The following is a 26,514-nucleotide window of genomic DNA, read 5'->3' as shown; positions in this document are numbered from 1 at the left end:
TATAACACAAGATATGAAGTTTCGTCAATCCTTAATGAATTACGCAAAGAAATATGGAGTGAGCCGAGCGAGCAGAAAATACAATAAATCACGTTCATATATATATTTCTGGCTGAAACGCTGGGACGGAAGTGTGGAGTCCCTTGCAGTTAAATCACGCCGACCGCATCATCATCCCAATGAGCATACCAAGGAAGAAATAGATCTTATCAAAAGGTATCACAAACGGAACCCGACACTTGAGCTTCCCGAACTATGGCATCGTCTCAGGAAACAAGGGTATACACGCTGTCTTGAAAGTCTTTACAGGGTTATGAAAAAACTAGGAATGCTTCCGAAAAAGCCGAAGAAAGCGACGTATAAACCAAAGCCATACGAGCAGATGACATACCCCGGAGAACGTGTTCAGGTGGACGTAAAGGTAGTTCCGAGAAAGTGTATAGCTGACCCAGAGATGAAGCTGTACCAATACACGGCGATCGATGAGTATACCAGGATAAGATTTTTATACGGATATGAGGAGCAAAGCACCTATTCTTCAGCAGACTTTGTAAAAAGGCTGGTGAAATGGTACAAACGCAGAGGAATAACGGTGAAATGTATTCAGACCGACAATGGATTTGAATTTACTAACCGCTTTTCGCCAAGCAAAAGAGACAAGAAAACGCTGTTTGAGAATACACTCTCACAACTTGGCATTGAACATAAACTCATTCGTCCATATACGCCTAGGCACAATGGCAAAGTAGAGCGCAGTCACCGAGAAGATCACAACAAATTCTATTCGTGCCATAGGTTTTATTCCTGCGACGACTTAAACGTGCAGCTAGCTGCACGTTTAAGTCGAACAAACAACCGTCCTATGCGTCCCCTCAAATGGTTTTCGCCTATCGAATTTCTTAATAATAGTGTCCAATATGATTGACAAACCTACAAAAAGCCAATTTTAAAGCTCAAATACTTCACAAATTTTAAATTCGTTCATTGGTGAAAATGTAATAAATCCTCCCTATTTACTATAGAAGTACGAAAAATGAATAAATTACAAATGATTAAAAAACGGTAACAAGAGCTTTTTTGGACAGTTGAAAACTACAGTTGAAAACTTTTGAAAATGTTGAAAACTATGTTGAAAATGTTTAAAACTCATGCTATAACAGCAATTTGGTGTTGAAAATTATAAAGTTTTCAACAATCGTCCGTTTTTTTACCCTTGTCTGTAACCAAAATGTAATCAAATCATTACATTGTGATATCCAAAAAAACGTACTTGAAAAAGTTGAAAATGTACAGAATATTATTTGATTTGTAATCATTGTGTAACGTGGTTTACTTTATCTCACAAAGTAAGTGAATTTTATATTCTAACGCATAAATAATAAAAACCATGCCTGTTTTGGTGAAAACCGCTATTGACATCGTGCCATAGACAGTGTATACTATTAGTAAATCATATTTACATAGCGGTGCATGACAAATGTCAATTGACAGTTGGAACGTGGTGTGCTATACTTGATTTATTCACAAAAAATACAATGATACAGACAAAGAAAGGAATGGGAAAACGATGGAAACCGTTTTACAGGTCAAAGGGCTTTCAAAGCAGTACAAAAAAGGCATTTACGCCTCCCATAACGTCACTTTTGACGTTGGAAAGGGCGAGATATTTGCGCTGATAGGTCCAAACGGTGCAGGAAAGACAACAACAATAAGAATGATATCAACACTTTTGCAGGCAACAGAGGGCGACGCTATCGTGGCAGGTCATAGTATTCTCACTGAACCTGATATGGTAAGAAAAAGCATTACATACCTCCCTGACGAGGCTGGTGCGTATAAGACCATGACAGGCAGAGAATATCTGGAGTTTATGGCTTCTATCTATGCCGACAACGGAGAACAGGCTTACGAGTTTGTGAAGCGTGGCTGTGAGATATGCGAGCTTGGTGACAGGCTTAATGATAAAATATCAAATTATTCCCGTGGTATGGCAAGAAAGCTTCTCCTTGCAAGGGCGATAATGCCGCTCCCTGCATTGGCTATCCTTGACGAGCCGACTTCGGGACTTGATATTATAAACGCCCTTGAAATAAGAAGAATGATAAGAAAGCTTGCTTCTGAGGGCATGAGCTTTCTGCTTTCTTCCCACAATATGCTTGAAATAGAGTATGTTTCAGACAGAGTGGGTATAATTGCAAAGGGCGAGTTGCTGGAAGTCGGCAAGCCTGCGGAGCTTATTGAAAAATATGGCGCTCAGAACCTTGAAGAAGTCTTTGAAAGGGTGGTGCTTGACCGTGAAGTTTTATAGTCTTTTCCGCAAGGAATTAAAGGAAATGCTCAGCCTGCAAACTATTATAACAATGATAGTCACAGTAGTGGTGCTTGTTATGGCGGGTCAGGCAATGTCAGGGGCAATAAGCGACAGTTCCGAAAAGGCCTCCGACCTTACTATCTGCGACCTTGACAAAACAGAGTTCACAGAAAACGTTTTAAACTCTCTGAAAGCTACTGCAAAGGCTGGTGACGGCAAGATAACAGTTGTGGATATAAAGTCTGACGACTATGCCGCAGAGCTTAAAAGGCTCGATCAGGACAGCGTTGTGATAATACCAAAAGGCTTTACAGAGCAGGTAAAACAGCATAAAAAGGCAGACGTTGGATATGTTCAGAGAATGACCTCTCTTGCGACCATGTCAAATATAAACACAGGCTCAGACACTGCCCTTGCAGTTATACAGCAGGCAGTAAAATCAACTATCTATCAGGATAAGCTTTCAAGCGGCGCAATGACAGAGGACGAAATGAATCAGCTTGAAGACCCTGTACTGCTTTCTGAAACAACCGTTGTTGGCGACAAGGCAGATAAAGTGAGCAGTTCTGTAGTGATGTCGCTTTGCTCGGCACAGAGCATGGTAGTGCCTATAATAATGTTCGTTCTTATAATGTTCTCGGCTCAGATGATACTCAGCGCGATCTCTACGGAGAAAATAGACAAGACCCTTGAAACGCTTCTTTCCGCACCTGTTTCAAGACTGTCCGTCCTTACTTCAAAAATGCTTGCTGCAGGCGTTGTTGCGGCTTTGCAGGCTATCGTTTATATGTTCGGCATGAGCAAAATGACAGGCGGACTTACCGACGGCATGGGCGACACCTCAGCATATGAATCCGCAATGGAGAAACTTGGTCTTACAATGAGCGTCGGACAGTATGTGCTGGTGGGAATACAGATGTTTGTTTCCATTCTTATTGCATTGTCCCTTTCAATGGTGCTCGGTGCACTTGCAAAGGACGCAAAATCTGCTCAGACAATGCTGCTGCCTATAACATTCTCCGCAATGATACCATATCTTCTTGCAATGGTAGTCGATATCAGAACACTTTCACCTGTTATAAAGTATATCGTTTATGCTATACCGTTCACTCATACATTTATGGCAAGCGAAAACGTAATGTTCGGCAACTACAGCCTCTACACAGGTGGACTCATCTATCAGCTCATACTTCTTGCAGTGTGCATGACTATCGCACTGAAAATTTTCATGAGCGATAAGATATTCACAATGTCTATCGGCGGAAAGCAGAGAACAAGAAAGTCGTTTAACTTTAATAGAAAATAATCACACAGCAATCTTATCTGTAGGGGCGACCTGAGGTCGCCCGCTGCTTTGTAATAGGCTCTGGCGAAAGATAAAACCGTCACGGAATTTTGAAATGCTCCGTGGCGGTTTTTTATGTGTTAAATCTATTTTTCTGAAGTTTTAAGCCCCGTGTCCTCGTCAACGATGCCGTTATCCTGAGTGATGTTGAAAATGCACCACTTTCCGCTGCATTTTCCAACATAGATGTAAAGCTTAGCGTCCTCGCTGCCTTTTGAGCCCTTGAATGTCACGTTCGTTACTATCTCGTATGCCTCTGAAACATTCGGTGCAGAGCCGTAAAAGCTCTTGTATTCGCTCAGGTCATATTCAGATTCTTTAAGCTTTGTTTCTCTGCCGAAAGATACGTCGATAGTGTAATCAGAACCATAGCTTTCAATGAAATCACCGTAAAGGACTTCTTTCATGACCTGCTCTTTGCCATATCCGCCTTCGGTTCGCTGCTGTTCGTATTCGTTCTTCATCTCTTTCGGAAAGCACTCCACGAATGAGTCGAAATCGCTTGTCTGTATGGACTTGAAGTATTTTTCTATTACATCTGTCTTTGTGGAGCTGAAAATAACTCCGCTTTTGTATAGCACAGCCACGATAACGCCTATAACAACTACCGCCACAATGGCAAGGGTCTTTTTGCCTGCGTTGGGATCATAGTGACGCTTTATCTCAGTGTCCTCTTTTTTCTCCTTTTCCCACTCGGCGTAAAGCTCTTTTTCTTTCTCCGTCCTGAAACGTTCAGGCTTTGTGGGCTTTTTGTATTTGTCGGCGGCGTGGGTCTTTAAGTTTGGGTCGCCATAGCCGCACTTGTCGCAGTGATCTCCCTCATAATAGTTTCCACATGATTTGCAAAGTTTTGACATTTTTGTACCTCGTGTCTGTGTTTGTAGATGTATGGTATGAGCATAAAAGCATATTGGGCGAACACTGTCCGCTCTACAGTTTTACTTCTGCTTGTAGTCTTTGAGGAAATCTCTCATTTCATTCATGGAGTATTCAAGATCCTCAAGCTTAGGAAGATAAACTATCCTGAAATGGTCAGGCTGTTCCCAGTGGAAGCCGCCGCCATGAACAAGAAGTATCTTCTTCTCACGGAGAAAATCAAGCACAAACTGCTCGTCATTTGTGATGTTGAAACGCTTTGCGTCTATCTTAGGGAAGATATAGAATGCCGCCTTAGGCTTTACAGCCGACAGACCGTCAATGCTGTTAAGTGCGTTGTAGATATACTCTCTCTGATCGTAGATACGTCCTCCCGGCAGGAGCAGATCGTCAGTTTTTGTGTAATCACCAAGAGCATATTTGATTATATACTGGCTCGGTACATTTGAACAAAGCCTCATGCTTGAAAGCATATTAAGACCCTCTATGTAGCCTTTTACTCTGCTCTTATCACCGCTAAGGGTCATCCAGCCTACACGGAAGCCTGCGATACGGTGTGACTTTGAAAGTCCGTTAAGAGTGATGCAGAAAACGTCAGGGCAAAGTGAAGCGATAGAAGTATGCTCAACGCCGTCCATAAGAAGTCTGTCATAAATCTCGTCTGAGAATATGATAAGCTCATGACGTCTTGCCATGTCTGCTATCTTTTCAAGTATCTCTTTGGGATATACCGCACCTGTCGGGTTGTTAGGGTTGATGATAACGATAGCCTTTGTCTTGTCTGTTATCTTCTTTTCCATGTCCTCAAGGTCAGGATACCATTCGGAGCTTTCATCACAAATATAGTGAACGGCAGTACCGCCTGCAAGAGTAACGGAAGCTGTCCACAGCGGATAGTCAGGTGCAGGAACAAGAACCTCGTCGCCGTTGTTGAGAAGGCCCTGCATTACCATTGTGATAAGCTCGGAAACGCCGTTTCCGGTGTATATATCGTTAAGGCTCTCAACAGGTATGCCCTTGAAGTGTGCATAATCATAAATAGCCTGTCTTGCTTCTGTTATGCCCTTTGAGTCGGAATAGCCCTGAGCGTTTCTCAGATTGTCTGTCATTGCCTGTATTATCTCGTCAGGGGCATTGAATGCGAACGGAGCAGGGTTTCCGATATTGAGTTTGAATATCTTCTCTCCCTTTGCTATCATTTCATTTGCTTCGTCCATAACAGGACCTCTTATATCATAACACACGTTATCAAGCTTGCTTGATTTTGAAAAAGTTCTCATTTTATAAAGCTTCCTTTCGCTTTTTGGTTTTCTTTTTATCTTTACTCTTTGTAAGCTCAAAGCTTCTGAGGGTAAGATCTTCTATCTCCTCTGTTGACACGTCGCTGTCGAGATACAATGTTATCCAGTGGACCTTGTTCATGTGATAAGCTTCCGTCACGCCCTTGTAGATATCCCTGTAAAACAGCACTTCTTCGGGTTTTAGCTTTAAGTTTACTATCCACCTGTCATTGTGGAGCATCAAAAGACCGAACCACTTTTTCGTGTCCCAGTGGCGCAGTGCAGTGGTCTGAAAGTCCTCGTTGAAAGGCTGGTCATATGTTGCACCTGCAATGGAGCCGCAAAAGTCAAGATATTCTTCTTTTGTCATAAAATCACCGACCTTTGCAAAATAAAGAAGTGTACTCGTTTAAGGCAATACCGTCAGGCGGGCTTTGTGCGGTGTTGCCTTAATAGTATACCTTATTATAATAACACTGCTTTGACCCTCTGTCAAGAAGAAAGTCAAGAAAAAAGCTGTCCCGATCTCTCGGAACAGCTCTTTCCCTGAAGTAAAAGAATATGAAAAATATGAAGAAAGCTTTGTTATTTAGAAACCATAGCCGTAGTCGTATCCGCCAAGACCGTTTCCATAGTAGCCGTTGTAGCCGTCGTTGTTATTGTTATTATTATTGTTATTGTTGTTCTGGTCGTTGTCATTTGACTCAGAAGTGTCCTCTGTGGACTCGCCGAGAACAACGTCAACATTTATCATTTTCTTGTTTCTGTATATAGTAAGCTGAACAGTGTCACCGACTTTGCACTTGTTCTTTATCTCATTCAGCTCGCTGATGTTTGATATAACAGTTCCGTTTATGCCTATAACGATATCATTTTCCTGAATACCAGCCTTTTCAGAGCCGCTTCCCTCAGTAACGCTCTTTACAAGGAAGCCCTGTGGGATACCATAGTATGATGAATATGCGCTTGTGATGTCTGTGCCTGAAATTCCAAGGCTAGGTCTGCCTGTAACGTAACCGTTCTTCATAAGATCCTCAACGATAGGGAGCGCCTCGTCGATAGGGATAGCGAAACCAAGTCCTTCGCCCACAGATGATGATACCTTTGCAGAGGTGATGCCTATTACCTGACCATATGCGTTGATGAGTGGTCCGCCTGAGTTACCGCTGTTGATAGAAGCGTCTGTCTGGATAAGATTCATTGTCCTGTCCTCAACAGTGAGCGTTCTGTCTGTTGCGGAGATAATACCTGCTGTTACAGAGTTTGCAAGTGAGAAGCCAAGTGGGTTGCCTATTACGATAGAAGCTTCACCTACCTGAAGATCTGCAGATGTGCCGAACTCAGCGGCTGTAAGTCCCTTTGCGTCTATCTTCAAAACTGCAATATCAGTCTGAGTGTCTTTGCCTACAAGTGTAGCTGTGTATGTGAGGTTGTCCTCATCGTCATCAGAACTGCTGTCAGAGCTTGATTTGCTGTCATCTGATTTGCTTGAAGTATCGTTGTAGCTGTCAGGAAGCACAACTGAAATAGACTGTGCACCATCAACAACGTGTGCGTTGGTTACGATGTAGCCGTCCTCGCTCATTACAATACCTGAACCTGTTGCAGTGCCTTTTGAAAGGATACAAGAGATGCCTACAACCGAAGGTGAGACCTTCTTTACTATCTCAGGGATAGTCAGTGCGTCGGACGGAGTTGAGAGCTGCTGGATAGTTGGCAGATTTGAACGGTCAACAGTGCTTTTTGCACTGTTTGATGAGCTGTCGTCCTTTGAAACAACGGTGCCGCTGTTTGAAGAGCCTACAGCGTTCTTTCCTGTAACAAGATTGTAGCCTACAATGGAAGTAGTTCCGATAGCTGCAACGCAAAGCACTGCAATAATGCCTGAAAGCACCTTCTTGCCCTTTGACTTTTTCTTATTAGGATTGTATGTGAACTCATTCACGCTGCCTGCCTGAGCCTGATATTGATTATATCCGTTTTGCTGTGTATAGCTATTCTCAAAATTGCTATTATTGTTATCATTGAAGTTGTTGTTTCTGTATTCATTCATGATGAAAACCTCCTGGTATGTCAGCGGCGTGAGCCGTGGTAATCAATTTTAACCGCCCCTTGTGGGGCTTTCTTGTTTCGTTATCTAATATTATACTTGTTTATGTGAAAACTGTATGATAAATAGGACAATGTTTAATGTTTTTTACGGGAATATTGCGTCATATTGCAGGCTTATTTCTTTCACATTTGGCTTTTTTTATAGGTTCAAATTGCACAAATGCCTTTTTGTATAGTTTTTTTTGCCTCCTTTTACATAATGTTAAGAACAGTTTTGCTTTTGCATATTTTAAATAAATATATCAAATGTTTTTTGTGCATATCAGTAGAAATTTTTCGGATTTTATTCTTCAAAATGTAAAATTTTTATTAATTGAAAGCTAAAATCTTGACGGTTACAGAGTTTTCAACCTTTTTTGACAAGATTTATTGCGAAATGCACAAAAAATGATTTTATAGTTTGTTTAAGGTGACTAAATCCTCCGCAAGCCTCGTTTTTATGTTATCTTAAACGTTTAACATCCTTGACAAAATACAGAGAAATTGATATAATTAAGATTAGCTAAGTAAACCCATTTTGGCATTTTACATAAAATTATGGGCTGATTTGCATGATTTATTGCCCGAAATTTGAACATATTGTACAAGAAATACAATATGTTGTGGTCGTTGTGTGCTTCTGACACGATATGTGAATAATGCACAAATATTTTAACCTTTGTTTGAGTATATTACATAGGTCAAAATGACCAATACAGTGGATGAGATTAGGGCGAAGATTCTGTTTGATGTGATAAAGGAGCCATGCGGTATGGACACTATACTTTCAACCGAAGATCTGTGCCGTGACTTTAAGATCGGCGACGGAAGCGTTGTGAATGCGCTGAAAAATATCAACATTGAAATAGAAAAGGGCAAGCTGACGATCCTTAGAGGACGTTCAGGAAGCGGTAAGACTACTCTTATCAATATTCTTGGAGCGCTTGACAAGCCAACAAAGGGCAAGGTCATGTTTGGCGGACGGGATATTACAAGGCTTTCTGAAAGAGCCAGAGATGATATACGGCGGTATAAAATGGCGTTCGTGTTCCAATCTGTGGCACTCATGTCGGGAATGACCGCTTATGAAAACGTTGACTTTGGTCTAAGACTTGCGAAATATCCATATGAAGAAAGGGATAAGCGCACAAGGGAATGTCTGCGAAGCGTGGGACTTGAAAAGCGAATGTTCCACCGACCGGGGGAAATGTCCGGTGGTGAACAGCAGCGAGTTGCTATAGCAAGAGCTATCGCACATAAGCCTGACATAATTTTTGCGGACGAGCCTACTGCCGAGCTTGATACGGCAACTGCGCTCCACGTTGTAAAGCTTTTCAAAGAGCTGGTGGCGAGAGATGAGATGACTATCATAATGACCACTCACGACCCCAGCATGATAGATATAGCCGATAAGGTCTATACATTAGAGGACGGTGAGATAGTTGAGTGATGAACTTGATACTATTGTAGCTGCCGACAATGATAAATATATGATACGGTGTGAAAATCTGGTGAAGATCTACAAAACTTCTGATGTTGAGGTGGTGGCGCTCCAAGGACTTGACCTGGATGTGGAGCGTGGAGAGCTTATGGCAATCGTCGGAAACTCAGGAAGTGGTAAATCGACGCTGCTCAATATGCTTGGAGGACTTGATAAGCCTTCGGCGGGAAACCTTTATGTGGACGGTAAGGATCTTCTGAAGTTTACTGATAAGGATTATATGGAGTATAAAAGGAACACCGTAGGCTTTGTGTGGCAGAATAATGCAAGAAATCTTGTGCCGTATCTTACGGCTGTGCAGAATGTTGAGCTTCCTATGCTGCTCAACGGCGAGCATAAAAGACGGCAGAAAGCACTGGAGCTGCTTGACAGAGTGGGACTGCTGAAAAGAAAAAACAGCAGGCTCGACCAGATGTCGGGAGGCGAACAGCAAAGAGTTGCAATAGCTATTGCATTGGCAAACGATCCGAGATTACTGTTGGCTGATGAACCTACAGGCTCGGTAGATACAAAGACTTCCAATATGATACTTGATATATTCAAGGAGCTTAATAAAGATGAGAAGATCACTATAGTGATCGTTACCCATGACCTTAAGCTTGCCGACCATATCGACAGAGTGGTGGCTATCAGAGACGGAAGAACAAGCTCTGAGATCGTAAGAAAGCGTTCTTATGTGGAGGAGCTTAATGAAATGGGAGATATCGTGCTGGTTGAGAACAGCGAGGAAACGGCTCATGAAGAGCTTATCGTCCTCGACAGATCTGGACGGCTGCAGCTCCCGAAGGACTTTATGGACGCTCTTGAGATAAAAGGCGGCGATAAGGTCAAGGTCGAACTTGATGAGAACGGCGAAAAGCTCGTGCTGTTCAGATCGGGGGGGACGTAAGTTTTATTTTCTTTATTTCCCGTGGGGGATCACATAATGAAGAGGTTCTATACTATTTATATTAGAATGTAATTAAGTAGGCTTGATTCTCGCAAAACCAAAAGCAATTAATTTAGAAAGGTGGATTCATAGTGAAAGACACAATGTTTAGGCGTGTTATTGCTTCCGCATTGGCACTTGCTCTGTGTGCAAGCGCATCAGTTCCAGCATTTGCAGACAGTGAAGCGGCGGACGACAGCACTCTAGGCACGCAGGCAACTGCTGATGATTCTGCAACAGGCGACGGAAGCTCCGCTGCCACGACGGGTACCGATTCGATCCGTCAGACTTCTTATACTAACTATGTAAAGAAGTATGCCGACGCTGCAAGACCTGACCAGACAGTCGAGGTCTTGGGAAAGGATTACGATCCTGCTTCAGTAACAGACGCTCAGATCACTGTAACTACAGTAGATGGAGAGAACGACGTTATGCAGTGGGCAAATCAGGAGGGTTCAGTTTCCTGGACGGTGAACATTCCTGAAACAGGCGTCTACAATATCAAGATGATATATGAGGCACTTGAAAGCAACACAAACGACGTTGAGTTTTCGTTGCTTATCGACGGCGAAAGCCCATATGCAACAGCGTCAAGAATCACGCTGAGCAAGAGATGGATCAACGAATCTGAGATCAAACAGGATTCAAGACAGAACGATATCCGTCCTGGACAGATATCGACTCCATGCTGGCAGGAAACTCCTCTGGAGGACATCGACGGACTTTTTAACGAGCCGCTGGAGTTCTATATGGAGGCAGGCGAACATACGATAACATTTGAATCTGAAAAGGCTGAGTTTGCTGTCAAGAGCTTTACTTTCTATCAGTATGAAGCACCTGCTGCCTACACAGCACCATCAGACAGCGATCTGACACAGGCTCAGGGACAGAAGATCACTCTTGAGGGTGAAACTGCTGCCTACAAGTCATCAAGAACTCTTTATCCTACATCAGATAAGAGCTCTTATCTCACATCTAGCGCAAACGGCTCAAGCCCTACTAAAACAAGATATAATACTATTGGTTCAGGAAGCTGGACGCAGTCAACTCAGACAGTAACATGGGAGTTCAATGTTGACAAGGCTGGCTACTATAAGATAGGTATAAGAGGCAGACAGGATCAGATGAGAGGTATGTACTCCAACAGACGTCTTTATGTCAATGGCGAAGTACCTTGCCTTGAAGCTAATCAGATAAAGTTCTACTACGATACAGACTGGAGCATCACAACGCCAAAGTCTGAAAATGGCGACGATCTTTATTTCTACCTCCAGGCAGGCACAAACACTATCTCTCTGGAAGCAGTTCCTGGTGAGATCGGTGAGATCATGGGCAATCTGGACGAGCTTGTTTATAACATAAACAGCTACTACAGACAGATCAGACAGATCACAGGTCCTGATCCTGATGAATACAACAACTACATGATCGACACAGCCATCCCTTCTATCGTTCCTGATTTCAAGGAATATGCTAAGACATTGAGAGATAAGAAGGCTGAGATCGAGAAGCTTTCAGGTTCAGGCGGAACTGAGGCCGAAACTCTTGAGAAAATGGCTATCGTTCTTGATAAGTGTATAAAGAAGCCTGACCTTATCCCTGAGATGATGTCACAGATCAAGGATAACATCACATCGGTTTCTTCTTTCGTAAACCAGTATCGTGAGCAGCCTCTTGAAGTCGATATGATCGAGGTAGCTACTTCCGATCAGGATTTCACTTCATGTGACAAGTCATTCTTTGGCTCACTTGGCTTCGGCTTCAAGGGCTTTATCGGTTCTTTCTTCGAGGACTATAACGCACTGTCCGATGAGGACGAAAGCGCTATGGAGTGCTGGGTAATGCTCGGCCGTGATAACGCTGAGGCTCTCCAGCAGCTCATTTCAAGTGAATACAATCCAACAGCTAAAACAAAGATCAATCTTAAGCTCGTTCAGGGTGGTATCGTCGAGGCTACATTTGCAGGCAAGGGTCCTGACCTCGCTCTCTTCATGGGCGGTGACTTCCCTATCCAGCTTGCAGCCCGTGGCGTTCTTACAGATCTCACCACATTCAGCGACTTTGACGAGGTAAAGACACGTTTTGCAGACGACGCTACTGTTCTTTATCAGTACAACGGCGGTACATACGGTCTTCCATGTGACCAGACCTTCCCAATGCTGTTCTATCGTTCTGATATCCTCAGCGAGTACGATATCGACCCAGCAACAGATCTTAACACCTGGGACGGACTTCTTAACTGTCTGCCAACACTTCAGAGAAACTACCTTGAAGTTGGTCTTATCCTCCCTGTAATGACAAGCACAGGCGGAACAACTCAGGTATCTGCTATCACAGAGCCTGGTAACACATTCGCTATGCTCCTTCTTCAGCAGGGTCTTAACTACTACAACGATGAGCAGACAAAGACAACATTCGATACTCAGGAGGCTGTAAACGCTTTCGATACTTGGACAAAGTTCTATACAACATACAGCTTCCAGCAGACATATGACGCATTCACACGTTTCAGAACAGGTGATATGCCGGTAGTTATCCAGAACTACACATTCTATAACCAGCTTTCTGTAGCCGCTCCTGAAATTAAGGGCTGTTGGGGATTCCAGCCGGTTCCTGGTACTGTTCAGGAAGACGGAACTATCAACCACGCAGCAAACTCCAATGGTTCAGGTGCAATTATCTTCACAAAGGCAGCAGATCAGGAGGGCGCTTGGGACTTCATCAAGTGGTTCACCTCAACTGACGCTCAGGTCAAGTACGGTAACAACATCGAGTCTATCCTTGGTACAATGGGTAGATATGCAACAGCTAACGAAGAAGCTCTTCAGCAGTTGTCTTGGACAACTTCAGAAGTAAATCTTCTTCTTGACCAGCTTAATTCACAGGTAGAGATCCCGATCATTCCTGCATCTTACGGTGTAACAAGAAACGTTATGAACGCATTCAGAGCTGTAGTTAATGACTACGACAACGCTCGTGATACACTGTTCTGGTACAATAAGGATATCAACGACGAGATCACTCGTAAGCTTGAAGATCTTGGTCTGTACGACAATTAATGAAAGGGGAGTAACTAATGGCCAAAACCAATCCTGAAGCGCCTATGATAAAACAGGGCAAGTGGAAGTACACATGGCACATGATGAAAACCAACAAGGCTTGCTATGCAATGCTCCTGCCTTTCATGTCTTTGTTCATTATCTTCACGGTAGTGCCTGTCGTAATGTCGCTGCCAATGGGCTTTACAAACTTTAACATGATCGAAACTCCTAAGTTCGTAGGACTTTCAAACTTCTATACGCTGTTCCTTAACGACGACGTATTCCTTATCGCAGTAAGAAACACTCTTATCTTTGCGATATTCACAGGACCGTTCTCTTATATCCTCAGCTTTATCATCGCTTGGCTGATAAACGAGATGAACGCATTCCTCAAAACCTTCTTCACATTCGTGTTCTATGCACCTTCTATGACAACTTCCGTATATGTTACCTGGCAGCTTATCCTGTCAGGTGACTCCTACGGTTACCTGAACGCTGTGCTTATCGATCTGGGTATCCTGAACGAACCTGCACAGTGGCTCACAGATACAAACTATATCCTTACAGTTGTTATCATCGTTCAGCTTTGGATGTCAATGGGTGCAGGCTTCCTTGCTATCCGTGCAGGCTTCCAGAACATTGATAAGTCAATGTACGAAGCAGGTGCTATCGAGGGTATCAAGAACAGATGGCAGGAGCTTTTCTACATCACTATCCCTTCAATGGGACCACAGCTTCTGTTCGCTGCCGTTATCCAGATCTCAGCATCATTCACAGTCGGCGTTGTTGGTCAGAACCTCGTAGGTCTGCCTTCAACAGACTATGCAGCTCACACGATCATGAACCACGCAACAGACTATGGTAACATTCGTTACGAAATGGGTTATGCGTCAGCAATATGTTTCGTATTGTTCGCTGCAATGCTCCTTGCCAATAAGGGTATCAACTGGCTCTTAGGCAAGTATCTTGACTAAAGGAGGGGAGTATATAAAATGGCTAGAAAAAGAAAAAAGCAGCAGTCTATTGAAAAGCTGAAGGTCAAAGAGAAAAAGGCGAGAGTCAATGGTTCTCTTGGCGGAGATATAGTTATTTTCGTATTCCTCTGTCTCCTTGGTGCATTCATGGTGTTCCCGCTGTATTACTCAGTTATCCAGTCTATGAAGCCTGTTGAGGAGCTGTTCGTGTTCCCTCCAAAGCTTTATGTACTGAATCCGACTACCAACAACTTCTCAGATATGTTCAAGGTAGCCGCAAGCTCATGGCAGGTACCGCTGTCAAGATATATCTTCAACAGCTTCTTTATTACAATAGTAATTTGTATCTGCAACCTTTTCGTTTGCTGCTGCGCAGCATTCGTTCTTGCAAAGTGTAAATTCCCGGGAAACAAGGTCATTAACCAGATCATCGTTATTGCCCTCCTGTTCTCCTCAAATGCAACATGGATCATGCAGTTCCTCGTAATGGCTAAGCTCCATATGATCGATACATACTGGGCATTGATCCTCCCAAGCATTTCAACATCAATGGGTCTTTACCTCATGCGTCAGAGCATGACAACCATCCACGACTCCATGGTGGAAGCGGCTAAGGTGGACGGCGCAGGTCTGTTCAGGATCTGTTGGCAGATCGTCGTTCCAAACTCAAAGCCAGCTTTGATGACACTTATCATCTTCGCTTTCCAGGGAGCATGGAACATTCAGGGCGGAGCACTTATCTACTCCGAGCAGCTCAAAACACTACCTACAGTTGTACAGCAGATCACAGCAGCAGGTCTTGCTCGTCAGGGCGTTACCTTTGCCGCAGCAGTTGTACTTCTGATACCACCACTGATCGTATTCCTTGTAGCTCAGGGCAACGTCATGGAAACAATGGCTAACTCAGGTATGAAGGATTAATTTGAACTTAGATTATAGAAAAGGAAAAAAGGTGATAAGTAGTGTCGAGAAATAAAATCTCTCTAAAACGAATGATCTCTGCGGCACTTGCAGCAGGTCTGGCGCTGACCATGACCGTGACTGCTTTCGCAGATGAGCCTTATACAGCCTATAACTACGACTATTGGGACGATGCGATCCCATCGCAGAGTGCCTACCGTGTAGAAAAGACTGTAACAGGTGCAGATATGGGTCTTGACAGGCTTTCAAATCCGAGCGACCCGCTTTATATAAGCGATGACGCTCCTGCAAAGCTCTCAGATGCAAAAGACCTCTTTTACGATCAGGACAACGATACGTTCTGGGTGTGCGATTCAGGCAACAACAGAATACTCCGTCTTGATACTGATCTTAAGGTAACAGGCTGTTATACCGGATTCACAGGCTCTACAGAAATATCTGTAGGCGAGGACGGAAGATCGACCTTCCTTAATCCTAACGGCATTTATGTCAAAAAGAGTATCTTTGATGATAAGCTTTATGTTTACATCGCAGATACAGACAATTCAAGGGCTGTTAAATGCACTGTTGAGTCAGGCACAGAAATGACTCTGGTGCAGGAATACACAAAGCCTGACACAAAGCTTTATGATTCCGAAACATTCAACCCTTCAAAGATACTTGCAGATAAAGCAGAGAACATCTACGTTGTTTGTAAGTCAGTAAACACAGGTTCTGTTCAGTTCAATAAGGACGGTGAGTTCCAGGGCTTCTACGGTGCTAACCGTGTTGAGGTAACTGCCGCTGTTATTGCTCAGAAGCTGTGGAGAAAGATCGCTTCAAACGAGCAGATCTCAGCAATGACAAGAAACGTTCCGGTTGAGTATGCAAACTTCGATATCGACGCAGACGGATTTATCTACACTGTTACTGAGGCTGCAAATACTACGACCGACGCTGTTAAAAAGCTTAACCCAGCAGGTTATAACATCTGGGACAATGCAGTCGGTGATGAGTATTCATTCGGTGACGTTGCTTCAGAGTACGATTCAACAACAAACAAAACTTATAAGTGCAGACTTACAGATATCTGCGTTTCTGACAACGGAACAATAAATGTTCTTGACTATGAGAACGGCAGAGTGTTCCAGTATGATAAGCTCTGTAATCTTCTTTGCATCTTTGGTACAAAGAACTCCACATCCGATCAAGCAGGAAGCTTCCTTGGACCAAACGCTATCGAGGCAAGAGGCAACGAGGTCTATATCCTTGACGGAACAAAGAACGATATCACAGTTTATACTGAAACAACTTTCGGTAATGTCGTTCACAGAGCAGTTCTCCTCTATGACGAGGGTAGATACTCAGACGCAAGAGCTGACTGGGAAGAAGTTATAAAGAGAGACGGCGGCTATGCAATGGCTTATGTCGGACTTGGTAAGGCTTGCCTTAACGACGGCGAGTATACAAAGGCTCTGGATTACTTCAAGACAGCTTACGATCAGGACGACTACGATAAGGCATTCAAATATGCAAGAGAAGAATGGCTCAGAGATAACTTCACAGTGATAATGGTAGTTATTATCGTTTTGATCGCTCTGCTCATCGTAAAAGCAGTTCTCAAGAAAAAGGGCATAAAGCTCATCAAGCGCAAAAAGAAGGAGGGAAACTGATATGTATGAATTTACTCCGGTAGGTTGGCTCAAGCATTGCGTTTTCCACCCTGTTGAGGGCTTTGAAGACCTTAGGTGGAAAAAGCAGGGTTCTATAAAGATCTCTATGATAATAGTTCTCTTCCTCTTTATTGCAATGGTCGTTGACAGACAGCTTACAGGCTTCCAGTTCAATGACAGCTACGTTAAAGTATTCAACGTTGTTCCGCTTATCGTTCAGTCTGTAGTTTACTTCTTCACTTGGGTACTCGGCAACTGGGCAATATGCACACTTCTCGACGGTGAAGGTACACTTAAAAAGATCTGCATCTATTCTGCATATTCTCTCGTTCCTTACATCGTTTGCACATTTATCGCAGTGATCTTCTCAAACGTTCTGGTACAGGACGAGTCGATCTGGATCACAGCTATCCAGTATCTTGGCATCGGCTGGTCTGTTATCCTTATGGTGCAGGCAATGAGAGCCGTTCACCAGTATTCATTCGGAAAAACACTTGCTTCAATTATTGGTACGATCTTCGCAATGCTTCTTATATTGTTCCTTGCGATACTTCTCCTTTCATTGTTCCAGCAGGTATATGTATTCGGTTACTCAGTTTATACTGAGATCATGTACAGGATCAGAGGCTAAAACAGAAACGGTGGTGTAAATAATAAATGCATAACAAAAGTTACAAGAAAGCAGTTGTCTTTGCTATCTGCCTTACAATGCTGATGCCTCTGGGGTCAATGGTGGTTTCTTCCACTGACGAGGGTTCAAGCCAGGCTGATTCAAGCGCCGCAGTAAAGGATACTGACAGCAGTGTCGATTCAGCGGCTGATGATACAAGCTCAGCTGACGCTTCCGACGCAGCAGCTACTGCCGATGAAAGCAGCGATGAAGCTGCTGAAGACTCAGCAGCCGATGAGAAAACAACTACTACAGCAAGCAAGGACGACGAGGTTCAGCCTATAACTGACGAAGAAGCTCTTGCAATGTGCGAAAAGATAACAGAGAACGACAAGATAGCTCTTTATCTTGACGAAGAAAACGAAAGACTTTGTCTTTATGTAAAAGCTTCAGGTAAGTATTGGTGGACTTCGCCTATAAATGTTCAGGCTGACCAGACAATTATCGACACAGTTAAGGGCACAGCAATGAAAAATGCCCAGAGAAAGCAGATCGCTGCAAGTGCCGCTATCAGAGTCGGTGACCTTAGACAGGAAAAGAGAACAGAGTCTCCTGCTCCGGTTTACTCCAACAAGGCAAAAGTAAAATGGGAGAAAAATTCAGACGGCGTTGTTGCTACATATAACTACGTTTCTGATGGTGTGAAGCTCAAGATACACTATGTTCTTGAGGACGATAACCTCTATGTTTACTGCGATTCAGATGAGATCGAGGAGAAAAACACTTCTCAGGTAGACGGAAAGGTGCTTACAAAGATCGAGTTCTGCCCTAACTTCGGCGCTGCTGATTCAACTGCGACAGGCTATATGATAGTTCCTGACGGAAGCGGTGCTGTAATAAACTACAATAACGGCAAGACCGAGTACGCTGACTATAATCAGCAGGTATTCGGCAGAGATTATACAGCCGTTCCAATAACAGCTCCAAGAACCACTCAGCAGGCTTATATGCCGGTCCTTGCAACAGTAAGCGGTTCATCTGGACTTGTTTGCGTTGCTTCTGACGGTGAGTCAAACGTTTATGCTCACGCTCAGGTATGCGGACAGGAAAAGCAGGCTTACAACACTTGTTACTTCGAGTTTGAAACAAGAAGCTCAGACTCATTTTTCATGAGCGGTGATAACTCAAACAAGATCACAGTGTTTGAGAAGAACGGAATAAAGACCGAGAGATTTGGAGTTCGTTATTATCCTGTTGATTCAGACAACGGCGAGGATCTTAACTACGCTGACTGCGCTGAGGTCTACAGAAACTACCTTATCAATAATAGGGGTCTTACAGCTAAGGCTCAGGCAAATAAGAGCGATCTTTACGTTGACCTTTATGGCGGCGTTATGAAGGATACTTCTATTCTTGGTATCCCATTCAATCTTAAAACAGAGATCACTGGCTTCGATCAGGCTTCCGACATACTTGATATCCTCAAGGACGGCGGAGTTGACAACATAACTGTCAACTATAACGACTGGACAAATGACTCTATCAAGAACAAGATATCCACAGAGGTATCTCCGTCCGGCAAGCTTGGCGGTTCAAGCGCATTTGATAAGCTTATCTCAAAGGACGATAATATGAAGATCGTTCCTTCAATGAACAACTTCAAGATGGACAGTGGTTCATGGGGATATATGACTCTTACAAGCACAGCTATCAGAGTTTCAAATGCTTATTCAAGACAGTCATCATACAGCCCAGCCTTCGGTGTTGCAGAAAAGGGAGTTTCACCTGCTCTGCTCACACCAAACAAGTACTCGAATGTGTTCACAGAAATGCTCGAGAGCTATACTGATGAAAAGCTCACTTCTATCGGCTTCGGTGATTATTCAACAAAGCTTGTTTCTGACTATTCAAAGAAGGAGCCTTCAAGCAGAAGCAAGACTATGAATACTATCGTTGACGGCTATAAGAGTGCGAGCGAGAAGATCAGTACAGTATTCGCAGACGGTGCGAACTCTTACGTTCTCCCATATGTAACAAATGTTTCAAACGTTCCTGTTTACTCCAGTGGATTTAACGTAACAGATTTCGATATCCCATTCTATCAGATGGTCATTCACGGATATGTTGACTACGCTTCAACACCTATCAATAAGAGCTCAAATTCAGATGAAACATTCCTGCTTTCACTGGCTTCAGGCTCACAGATACACTATGATATGACATACGCTGACGCTGATACGCTTCAGGATACAGAATATGACGACCTGTATTATTCAAACTATGCAGGCTGGACAGATCTTGCAGCTAATCAGTACAAAAAGGTAAGCAGCATACTTTCAGGCGTTTCAGATTATACGATCACAAAGTATGAGCTGAGCGATGACAAGAACGTTCTTACCACAACTTATTCAAAGGACGGAGCTTCAGACGTTGTTATCAGTGTTGATAAGAAGAACGCAACAGCTACCGTAGGCACAGAGGTCTATGACCTTGCAGATTGTATAGAAGGAGGTTTGACAGAATAATGAGCGAAGAGATCAAAAACACTCCTGAAGAGATCGAGGCTGTTAAGGCTGAGGATCTTGAAGATACAGTCGAAAAGGGAAATGACGCTGAGGCTGTTATAGAAGAAATTTCAACAGAGGAGATAATCGCAGAAGAGCCTGCCGCTGAGGCAGTCGCTCCTGCACCTGTGATGAAGGAAAAGAAGCACAGACTTTCTTATGAAAAAAGAAAAGGACTTTACGGCTACGGATTTATAGCGATCTGGGCGCTGGGTACTATCTACTTCTTTATCCTGCCTCTTATAGAATCTCTCATTTACTCATTCAACAAAACTGAGGTAACTCAGGGCGGAATGAAAATGTCCTTTATCGGTTGGAAAAACTATGTAAACGCTTTCCGTAAGGATCAGGATTATTCCAAGGCTCTGGTAGCAATGATCGAGAATACGGTTTTGAGAACTCCTCTTATCCTCATATTCTCTATCTTTATCGCAGTTATCCTTAATCAGAAATTCAAGGGAAGAACATTCGCAAGATCAGTATTCTTCCTCCCTGTTATCATCGCTACAGGTCCTGTTATCGACATCATCAACGGTAACATGAGCACAGGCGGATACGCAGGCGGATCTGAGCAGTTCAGCTCAATGTTCGAGGCTGACCTCGTTGACCAGTTGCTGAACTTCCTCGGTATCTACAACATCAGTGATAAGCTCACTATGATGATAAACTCGCTGACCACCGACATCCTGAACCTTGTATGGAACTCAGGTATCCAGATACTTCTGGTGCTTTCAGCACTTCAGGGTATCCCGCTCTCAGCTAAGGAAGCAGCCCAGATCGAGGGTGCAACTTCATGGGAGTTCTTCTGGAAAGTCACAATTCCTTATATCAGCCCAATGATACTTTCAAGCGTGGTTTATACAATCGTTGACTCATTCGTCGATCCACAGAACGAAGTTATGACGATCGTTCTTAACAAGGCAAGCAACTGGGAGCATGGCTACTCAGCGGCAATGGCTTGGGCATACTTCCTTATAGTAGCGGTATTCCTTGCACTTGTCGTAGCACTTGTTAATAAGTTCGTTTACTATGAAGTAGAATAAGGGGGGATTTAAGTGGCAACTAAAAAAGAAGAAAAAGAGTTCGAAAAAGAACGAAAGGCTGCTATTAAAGCCCGTTATAAGAAGATGAAAGAGGAGGGTCTTGAGAAATATCTCACCCCTGAGCAGATCAGCTATAACAGAAGAAGAAGAGCGATCGGAATGGTTTGGCCGTTCTTCAGGTTCCTTATCCTGTTTGGTCTGTGCTTCGTAATCCTCTATCCACTGATATTCATGCTTTCAACTGCGTTCAGACCAAATGAGCAGATGAACGACCCATCAGTAGTTTGGATCCCTAAGAGCTTCACACTCGATAACATCAAGGACGTTTGGGGAGTAATGAAGTTTGAAGATACTGTTGTAAACACAGTTATCCTTAACCTCGTGGCCTCTGTCCTTCAGGTTATCACCTGCTCTATCACAGGCTACGGCTTCGCTAGATTTAAGTTCAAAGGTAAGGGAATCCTGTTCGGTATCGTTGTTCTTATGATCATCGTACCTCCACAGATCACAACTATCCCACTTTACCTCCAGTATGCTTACTTCAAGCCAGAGTGGCTCGCTAAGGTATTCACACTTGGCAAATCAACATCGCTTATCAACAGCGGTTGGACAATGTATCTTCCTGCATTGTTTGCAAACGGACTCCGTGCAGGTCTGTTTATCTTCATCTTCCGTCAGTTCTTCAGAGGACTTCCTAAGGAGCTTGAAGATGCTGCATACCTCGACGGCTGCAGCCCACTGAAAACATTCCTTGTTATCATGTGTCCTAACGCAAAGTCATCGTTCCTGACAGTATTCCTGTTCTCTATCGTTTGGTATTGGAACGACTACTATGTATCATCATCATTCTTCACACAGAACGACACTGTTGCTCTTATGCTGAAGAACCTGAATACAAACCTGACTCAGCAGCTCTTCGACGGTCAGGCGGTATCTGTAAGACAGATAATCGTATGGCTTGAAGCAGGTTGTCTGCTTTCTATCACACCTATCCTTATCATGTATGTATTCCTTCAGAGATACTTTATCGAGGGTGTTGAAAGATCCGGTCTTGCAAACTAATTTGCAAATATGCTTATCAAAAGTCCTGCACTTCGGTGCGGGACTTTTTTTGCGTGAAGCCCCTTTTTATGTTCATATATTTAAGACTTATTAAATTTGTACATATATAAAGCAACGCAATTGTGCATATTGCTTTGAAATGTCAGGTTAATTTAGTACAATCGTGTATAGAAAAAACATCTTTTTTTTGATATAATTACTTTGGGTATTATTGCCCATGGTAAGTTGTTTATAAAAATATTCAGTTAGGAGTCTGAACATGAATATAAAAGTTGATTTAAAAAAGCTTTTTGCTGCCGCAGTATCAGCGATAATGTGCCTCTCCGCAGGGGGTTGCTATCTGCTTCCTGACGAGGAGGAAGTCCTCGATGCGCCGACCGTGAAGGCAAGCGATGTTACATATTCCACAGTGACGGCAAAGAAAAAAGACCTTGAAAAGAAGATAGTCGCAACAGGCACTGTCACAGCGGAAAATCAGTATACTCTTTCTTATGAAAAGCAGAGCGGCACAGTGTCAAAATTTTATGTAAAAGCAGGCGATAAGGTCAAAAAGGGTGATGTTATCTGTGACCTTGATACATATGACCTTGACTATCAGATAGAAGAAAAACAGCTTTATCTCGAAAAAGCAAAGCTTAAAGTTGATATAATTTATGAGGGCGGCGGCTCCCAAGCAGAGATAGACTCTGCTTATGTTGACGTGCAGCTCCTTGAAAAAGAGCTTGAAAAGCTTCAGGCTCAGAAGGAGGATTCAAGCCTGAAATCACCTATAGACGGCGTTGTTTCGTCACTCTCTGACGTAAGAGCAGGCGACAACGTAAATCCTGGTCAGACTATCGCAACTGTTATAGATACTTCGGCTCTTTATATCGCAATACAGCCTGACGACCTCACCCAGTATGATATCGACACAGAAGTGCAGATAAGGATAGGCGAGGATTATTATGACGGTGTTGTTTTTATGACTCCTAAAAAGCTTGCTGATTATCAGGCTGAGCAGAATGAGGATCACAATAATGTTGACGATACAGGTATAGATTATCAGGCGGATACTATCTATGTTCGTTTCAAGGATACCGCCCCTGCGGAAACAGTGGGTCAGCTTGCAGATACGATACTTGTCCTTGACAGCGTAAAGGACGCTATCGTTATCTCAAATAATCTGATAAAAAAGGTTGACGGCACAAAGGTAGTTTATGTGCTGAAAAACGGTGAAAAAACTGCCGTTGAAGTGGAAACAGGACTTTCTACAGGCTCTCAGACCGAGATAAAATCGGGTCTTAAAGAGGGCGACGAAATTGTTATCAGATAGGTTTGAAAGGATAAGCTTATGTTCACCTTATTGTTCCGTAAAATGCGAAACACCAAATGGATGGTGCTTTGCCTGCTGATAGGCTTTGTTATGGCGTCTGCCATGATGAGCACTATCCCTATTTATATGAACGCTTCTCTGCAAAGAATGCTTGTAAAGGATCTTGAGTCGTTCCAGACAGAATATGAGATCTATCCAGGTGCGTATAATACCAGCTATGGATTGAAAATGGATATCTCAGGCAGCGAGCAGCAGAAAGCTGTTGAGAATTATAATAACAAAGTGGAGGTTAAGTTCAAGGAGCTTGGTCTGCCTGAAAAGCTTGATAAGAAGTATATAAGTGACGAGTATCTCTATGTGCGTTCACTTGCCGTTTCAGATGGCAATTCGCAGGCAAGGTTCACTCTCGGCGGTATGACGGATATTTCTGACCATATCAGCATAAAGCAGGGCAGAATGTTCACTGCAGGCAAGCGTTCAGACGGCGTTTACGAGTGCGTTGCCACAGAAAAAGCCCTGAAAAGCACAGAGCTTGCTATAAACACAGTATATGAGATAGCCGACGTGTTTGATGATAACAAGTCAATAAAAATAGAGATCGTGGGCGTTTTTGACGTTAAGGACGAAAATGACGCATATTGGGCAGAGGGTCTTGATTCTCAGTATACAGCCGTTGTCTTTACAGATTATGACACAATGCTCGGGGATTGCGTTGATACTGGCGTTGTGAATATCACAAAGGCTGTCCATAACTATGCGGTGGATTATGCTTCCATGGATATGACTGACCTTGCAAGCACAAACGAAATGATAGCAAAGCAAAAGACCTATTTTGGTGAAAATTCCATAGGCTTTTCGATGCCTGCCTCAGATATCCTCAAGGACTATGAGAGCCGTTCATCACAGCTCCAGCTTGTTTTGTGGCTTTTGCAGATACCTGTCATACTTATGATAATATTCTATCTCTTTATGGTGTCGCAGCTCAACGTTGAGCAGGAGCGTAACGAGATAGCGGTGTTTAAAAGCCGTGGAGCAAGCCGCTTGCAGATAATGGGCATTTATGCTCTGGAATCTCTCGTACTGGGCGTTCTGACCGTTATAATAGGACCATTCGCAGGTCTTGGACTTTGCAAGGTACTTGGTGCGTCAAACGGATTCTTGGAGTTTGTCAACAGGCGTTCGCTCCCTGTTCATATGACAATAGAAGCTGTCGTCTATGCGGCAATAGCCGTGGCAGTGTTCTTTGTCACAACTATGATACCGATCGTTCCTGCCACAAAAACAACTATTGTTGAGCATAAGCAGTCAAAAGCCAAAAAGAAAAAGCACGCTCTGTGGGAAAAGGTCTGCCTTGATTTTATCCTTGTGGGCGGTTCAGTTGGCTGGCTTTATTATTACAACAAAACTCAGGAAAAGCTTGTTGCAGAAGGCGTAACAGACACCACCGCAACAGTAAACCCTATAATGTTCGTGGCTTCCACTGCCTTTATACTTGGCCTTGGTCTGTTTCTTATAAGGATATATCCTTATATAATAAGGCTTCTCGCAAGAATAGGCAGAAGAGTGTGGTCGCCTGCACAGTATGTTTCACTGACTAATATCGGTCGCTCCTCAACGGGCAGGGAAAGATTTTTGATGCTGTTCCTTGTTCTTACTGTATCATTGGGCGTGTTCTTTGCGAATACCGCAAGAGCCTTGAACAGAAATGCAGAGGAAAGCGTTGCCTATGGGGTTGGCTGCGACGCTGTTCTTACAGAGCAGTGGTATAGCAGTAAAATAGAATCTGCACAGCAGACCACTCCTCAAAGCGCATCTCAGACAGCTCAATCAGGCACAAAGCAGACTTCCGAAGAAAGCGACGAAGAAGATACAGAAACTACCATACAGTATGTAGAGCCTGTTTTTGAGCGATTTGAAAAGCTCGCAGGAGTGGAAAATGTCACAAAGGTTTTCAGAAAAGACGACGTGACCATATCTTCAAACAAAATGAACGTTCCAAGACAGCAGACAAAGTCTGACGATGAGGAAAAGACCCGTGACGATTTCCTTGACCAAAGCGTTGACACAAGCTCAGGCAAAAGCTCAACAAGCAATGTCCAGCTTATGACCATAGTGCCAAGCGATTTCTCAAAGGTCTGCAAATTTGAGGACAGACTTCTGCCGGTTCAGTTAAATAACTACCTGAATGCCCTCGCAGAGTACACCCCGGGAGTTATCCTCTCTTCAAGCTTCAAGAGCTACGGTCTGGAGCTTGGTGATACTGTAGAGTGTAAGTGGGGCGGAAACGAGCCCTTTGAAGTGACCGTCCTTGCCTTTGTTGACTACTGGCCGGGACTAAGCCCTTATAAAGAGGCGAAAAACGGCGGTTATATGGACTTTGCCGTTATGAACTACGATTATGTGAACGTTCAGACAAGCATGGAGCCTTATGAGGTATGGTTCAAGCTCAAAGACGGAGCTTCCGTTCAGGAGTTTTATGACTCAATAGACAAAGCAGGCATTAAACCCCTCACCCTTGAATCTGCAAGCCAGCAGACCATAGAAAAGAAAAACGACCCTATGCTCCAGGGCATGAACGGCGCTCTCACTCTCGGCTTTATCATCATCATGGTGATGTGCATAATAGGCTTCCTTATCTATTGGATACTCTCCATAAAGAGCAGGACTTTGCAGTTTGGTATCCTAAGAGCAATGGGAATGAAGTTCAGAGAGATAATAATGATGATAGTCTATGAACAGCTTTTGGTGTCAGGCGTTGCAATATTCGCCGCTATCTTTATCGGCGGCGTAACAAGCGACCTTTTCGTACCGCTGTTCCAGAGCATCTTCGACGCAAGCCAGTCAGTGCCGCCGTTTGCAGTGATACCTGAACGCAGCGATTATCTGAAGCTTTATGCAGTTATAGGAGTAATGCTGCTCACAGCCTTTGTGGTGCTTGGCAGACTTATAAAGAAGATAAAGATAAGTCAGGCGTTGAAGCTTGGTGAGGATTGATAGGAGGAA

Annotated in this window: 19 protein-coding genes; 15 read left to right on the top strand and 4 right to left on the bottom strand. The window is 43.5% G+C overall.

Annotation, left to right across the window (positions count from 1 at the left end):
• The first annotated feature begins 313 nt into the window (after positions 1-313).
• The 3 genes from DWW81_RS00575 (at position 314) to DWW81_RS00565 (ending at position 3,617) form a co-directional block, all read left to right on the top strand.
• The gene (locus DWW81_RS00575) at positions 314-925 is read left to right on the top strand and encodes a DDE-type integrase/transposase/recombinase (protein WP_242995593.1); all 612 of its coding nucleotides are present in this window, start codon (positions 314-316) and stop codon (positions 923-925) included.
• 642 nt (positions 926-1,567) lie between these two features.
• A complete protein-coding gene (locus tag DWW81_RS00570) occupies positions 1,568-2,308 on the top strand; it encodes an ABC transporter ATP-binding protein (protein WP_022287226.1) in 741 nt (246 codons plus the stop codon).
• Positions 2,295-3,617 (top strand): ABC transporter permease, encoded by a 1,323-nt coding sequence (locus DWW81_RS00565; protein ID WP_117896621.1) that lies wholly within the window; start codon positions 2,295-2,297, stop codon positions 3,615-3,617. The genes DWW81_RS00570 and DWW81_RS00565 overlap by 14 nt, the downstream gene beginning before the upstream one ends.
• A gap of 125 nt (positions 3,618-3,742) precedes the next feature.
• Here the strand turns inward: DWW81_RS00565 and DWW81_RS00560 are convergent, their stop codons facing one another.
• The 4 genes from DWW81_RS00560 to DWW81_RS00545 form a co-directional block, all read right to left on the bottom strand.
• Positions 3,743-4,513 (bottom strand): hypothetical protein, encoded by a 771-nt coding sequence (locus DWW81_RS00560; protein ID WP_117896620.1) that lies wholly within the window; start codon positions 4,511-4,513, stop codon positions 3,743-3,745.
• A gap of 81 nt (positions 4,514-4,594) precedes the next feature.
• On the bottom strand, positions 4,595-5,812 hold the full coding sequence (locus tag DWW81_RS00555; protein WP_022287229.1) for a pyridoxal phosphate-dependent aminotransferase: 1,218 nt from the start codon (positions 5,810-5,812) through the stop codon (positions 4,595-4,597).
• A 1-nt stretch (position 5,813) separates the two neighbouring features.
• Positions 5,814-6,182, bottom strand: coding sequence for an MmcQ/YjbR family DNA-binding protein (locus tag DWW81_RS00550; RefSeq protein WP_117896619.1), 369 nt, complete (start codon positions 6,180-6,182; stop codon positions 5,814-5,816).
• 219 nt (positions 6,183-6,401) lie between these two features.
• Complete coding sequence (locus DWW81_RS00545; RefSeq protein WP_117896618.1) at positions 6,402-7,865, bottom strand: trypsin-like peptidase domain-containing protein; 1,464 nt, start codon at positions 7,863-7,865, stop codon at positions 6,402-6,404.
• 789 nt (positions 7,866-8,654) lie between these two features.
• On the opposite strand from DWW81_RS00545, the gene DWW81_RS00540 reads away from it, so the two are divergent.
• The 12 genes from DWW81_RS00540 to DWW81_RS00485 all read left to right on the top strand — a co-directional run bounded on the left by DWW81_RS00540 (position 8,655) and on the right by DWW81_RS00485 (position 26,505).
• Positions 8,655-9,353, top strand: a complete 699-nt coding sequence (locus tag DWW81_RS00540; RefSeq protein WP_347562314.1) for an ABC transporter ATP-binding protein — start codon at positions 8,655-8,657, stop codon at positions 9,351-9,353.
• On the top strand, positions 9,346-10,293 hold the full coding sequence (locus DWW81_RS00535) for an ATP-binding cassette domain-containing protein (protein ID WP_022287233.1): 948 nt from the start codon (positions 9,346-9,348) through the stop codon (positions 10,291-10,293). The genes DWW81_RS00540 and DWW81_RS00535 overlap by 8 nt, the downstream gene beginning before the upstream one ends.
• Before the next feature lie 131 nt (positions 10,294-10,424).
• Complete coding sequence (locus DWW81_RS00530) at positions 10,425-13,391, top strand: extracellular solute-binding protein (protein WP_242989551.1); 2,967 nt, start codon at positions 10,425-10,427, stop codon at positions 13,389-13,391.
• A gap of 17 nt (positions 13,392-13,408) precedes the next feature.
• A complete protein-coding gene (locus tag DWW81_RS00525; protein WP_022287235.1) occupies positions 13,409-14,347 on the top strand; it encodes a sugar ABC transporter permease in 939 nt (312 codons plus the stop codon).
• Between the two features lie 18 nt (positions 14,348-14,365).
• Positions 14,366-15,268 carry a carbohydrate ABC transporter permease gene (locus tag DWW81_RS00520; protein ID WP_022287236.1) on the top strand — a complete coding sequence of 301 codons (903 nt, stop codon included), beginning with the start codon at positions 14,366-14,368 and terminating at the stop codon, positions 15,266-15,268.
• A gap of 41 nt (positions 15,269-15,309) precedes the next feature.
• Positions 15,310-16,920 carry a tetratricopeptide repeat protein gene (locus DWW81_RS00515; RefSeq protein WP_147338943.1) on the top strand — a complete coding sequence of 537 codons (1,611 nt, stop codon included), beginning with the start codon at positions 15,310-15,312 and terminating at the stop codon, positions 16,918-16,920.
• 1 nt (position 16,921) lies between these two features.
• Positions 16,922-17,551: a Yip1 family protein gene (locus tag DWW81_RS00510; RefSeq protein ID WP_117896615.1), complete on the top strand. Its 630-nt coding sequence runs from the start codon at positions 16,922-16,924 to the stop codon at positions 17,549-17,551.
• Between the two features lie 26 nt (positions 17,552-17,577).
• Positions 17,578-20,055, top strand: coding sequence for a DUF5696 domain-containing protein (locus DWW81_RS00505; RefSeq protein WP_117896614.1), 2,478 nt, complete (start codon positions 17,578-17,580; stop codon positions 20,053-20,055).
• Positions 20,055-21,137: a sugar ABC transporter permease gene (locus DWW81_RS00500; RefSeq protein ID WP_242989550.1), complete on the top strand. Its 1,083-nt coding sequence runs from the start codon at positions 20,055-20,057 to the stop codon at positions 21,135-21,137. Before DWW81_RS00505 ends, DWW81_RS00500 begins: the two co-directional genes overlap by 1 nt.
• 12 nt (positions 21,138-21,149) lie before the next feature.
• Entirely contained in the window at positions 21,150-22,199 is a 1,050-nt protein-coding gene (locus DWW81_RS00495; protein ID WP_117856911.1) for a carbohydrate ABC transporter permease, read from the top strand.
• Between the two features lie 259 nt (positions 22,200-22,458).
• Positions 22,459-23,511, top strand: coding sequence for an efflux RND transporter periplasmic adaptor subunit (locus DWW81_RS00490; protein ID WP_117896613.1), 1,053 nt, complete (start codon positions 22,459-22,461; stop codon positions 23,509-23,511).
• A 42-nt stretch (positions 23,512-23,553) separates the two neighbouring features.
• Entirely contained in the window at positions 23,554-26,505 is a 2,952-nt protein-coding gene (locus DWW81_RS00485; protein WP_181982937.1) for an ABC transporter permease, read from the top strand.
• Positions 26,506-26,514: the final 9 nt, after the last annotated feature.

Source organism: Ruminococcus sp. AF17-1AC, assembly GCF_003461385.1.
Lineage (GTDB): Bacteria > Bacillota > Clostridia > Oscillospirales > Ruminococcaceae > Hominimerdicola > Hominimerdicola aceti.
This window is presented reverse-complemented; position numbering and strand designations above follow the sequence as displayed.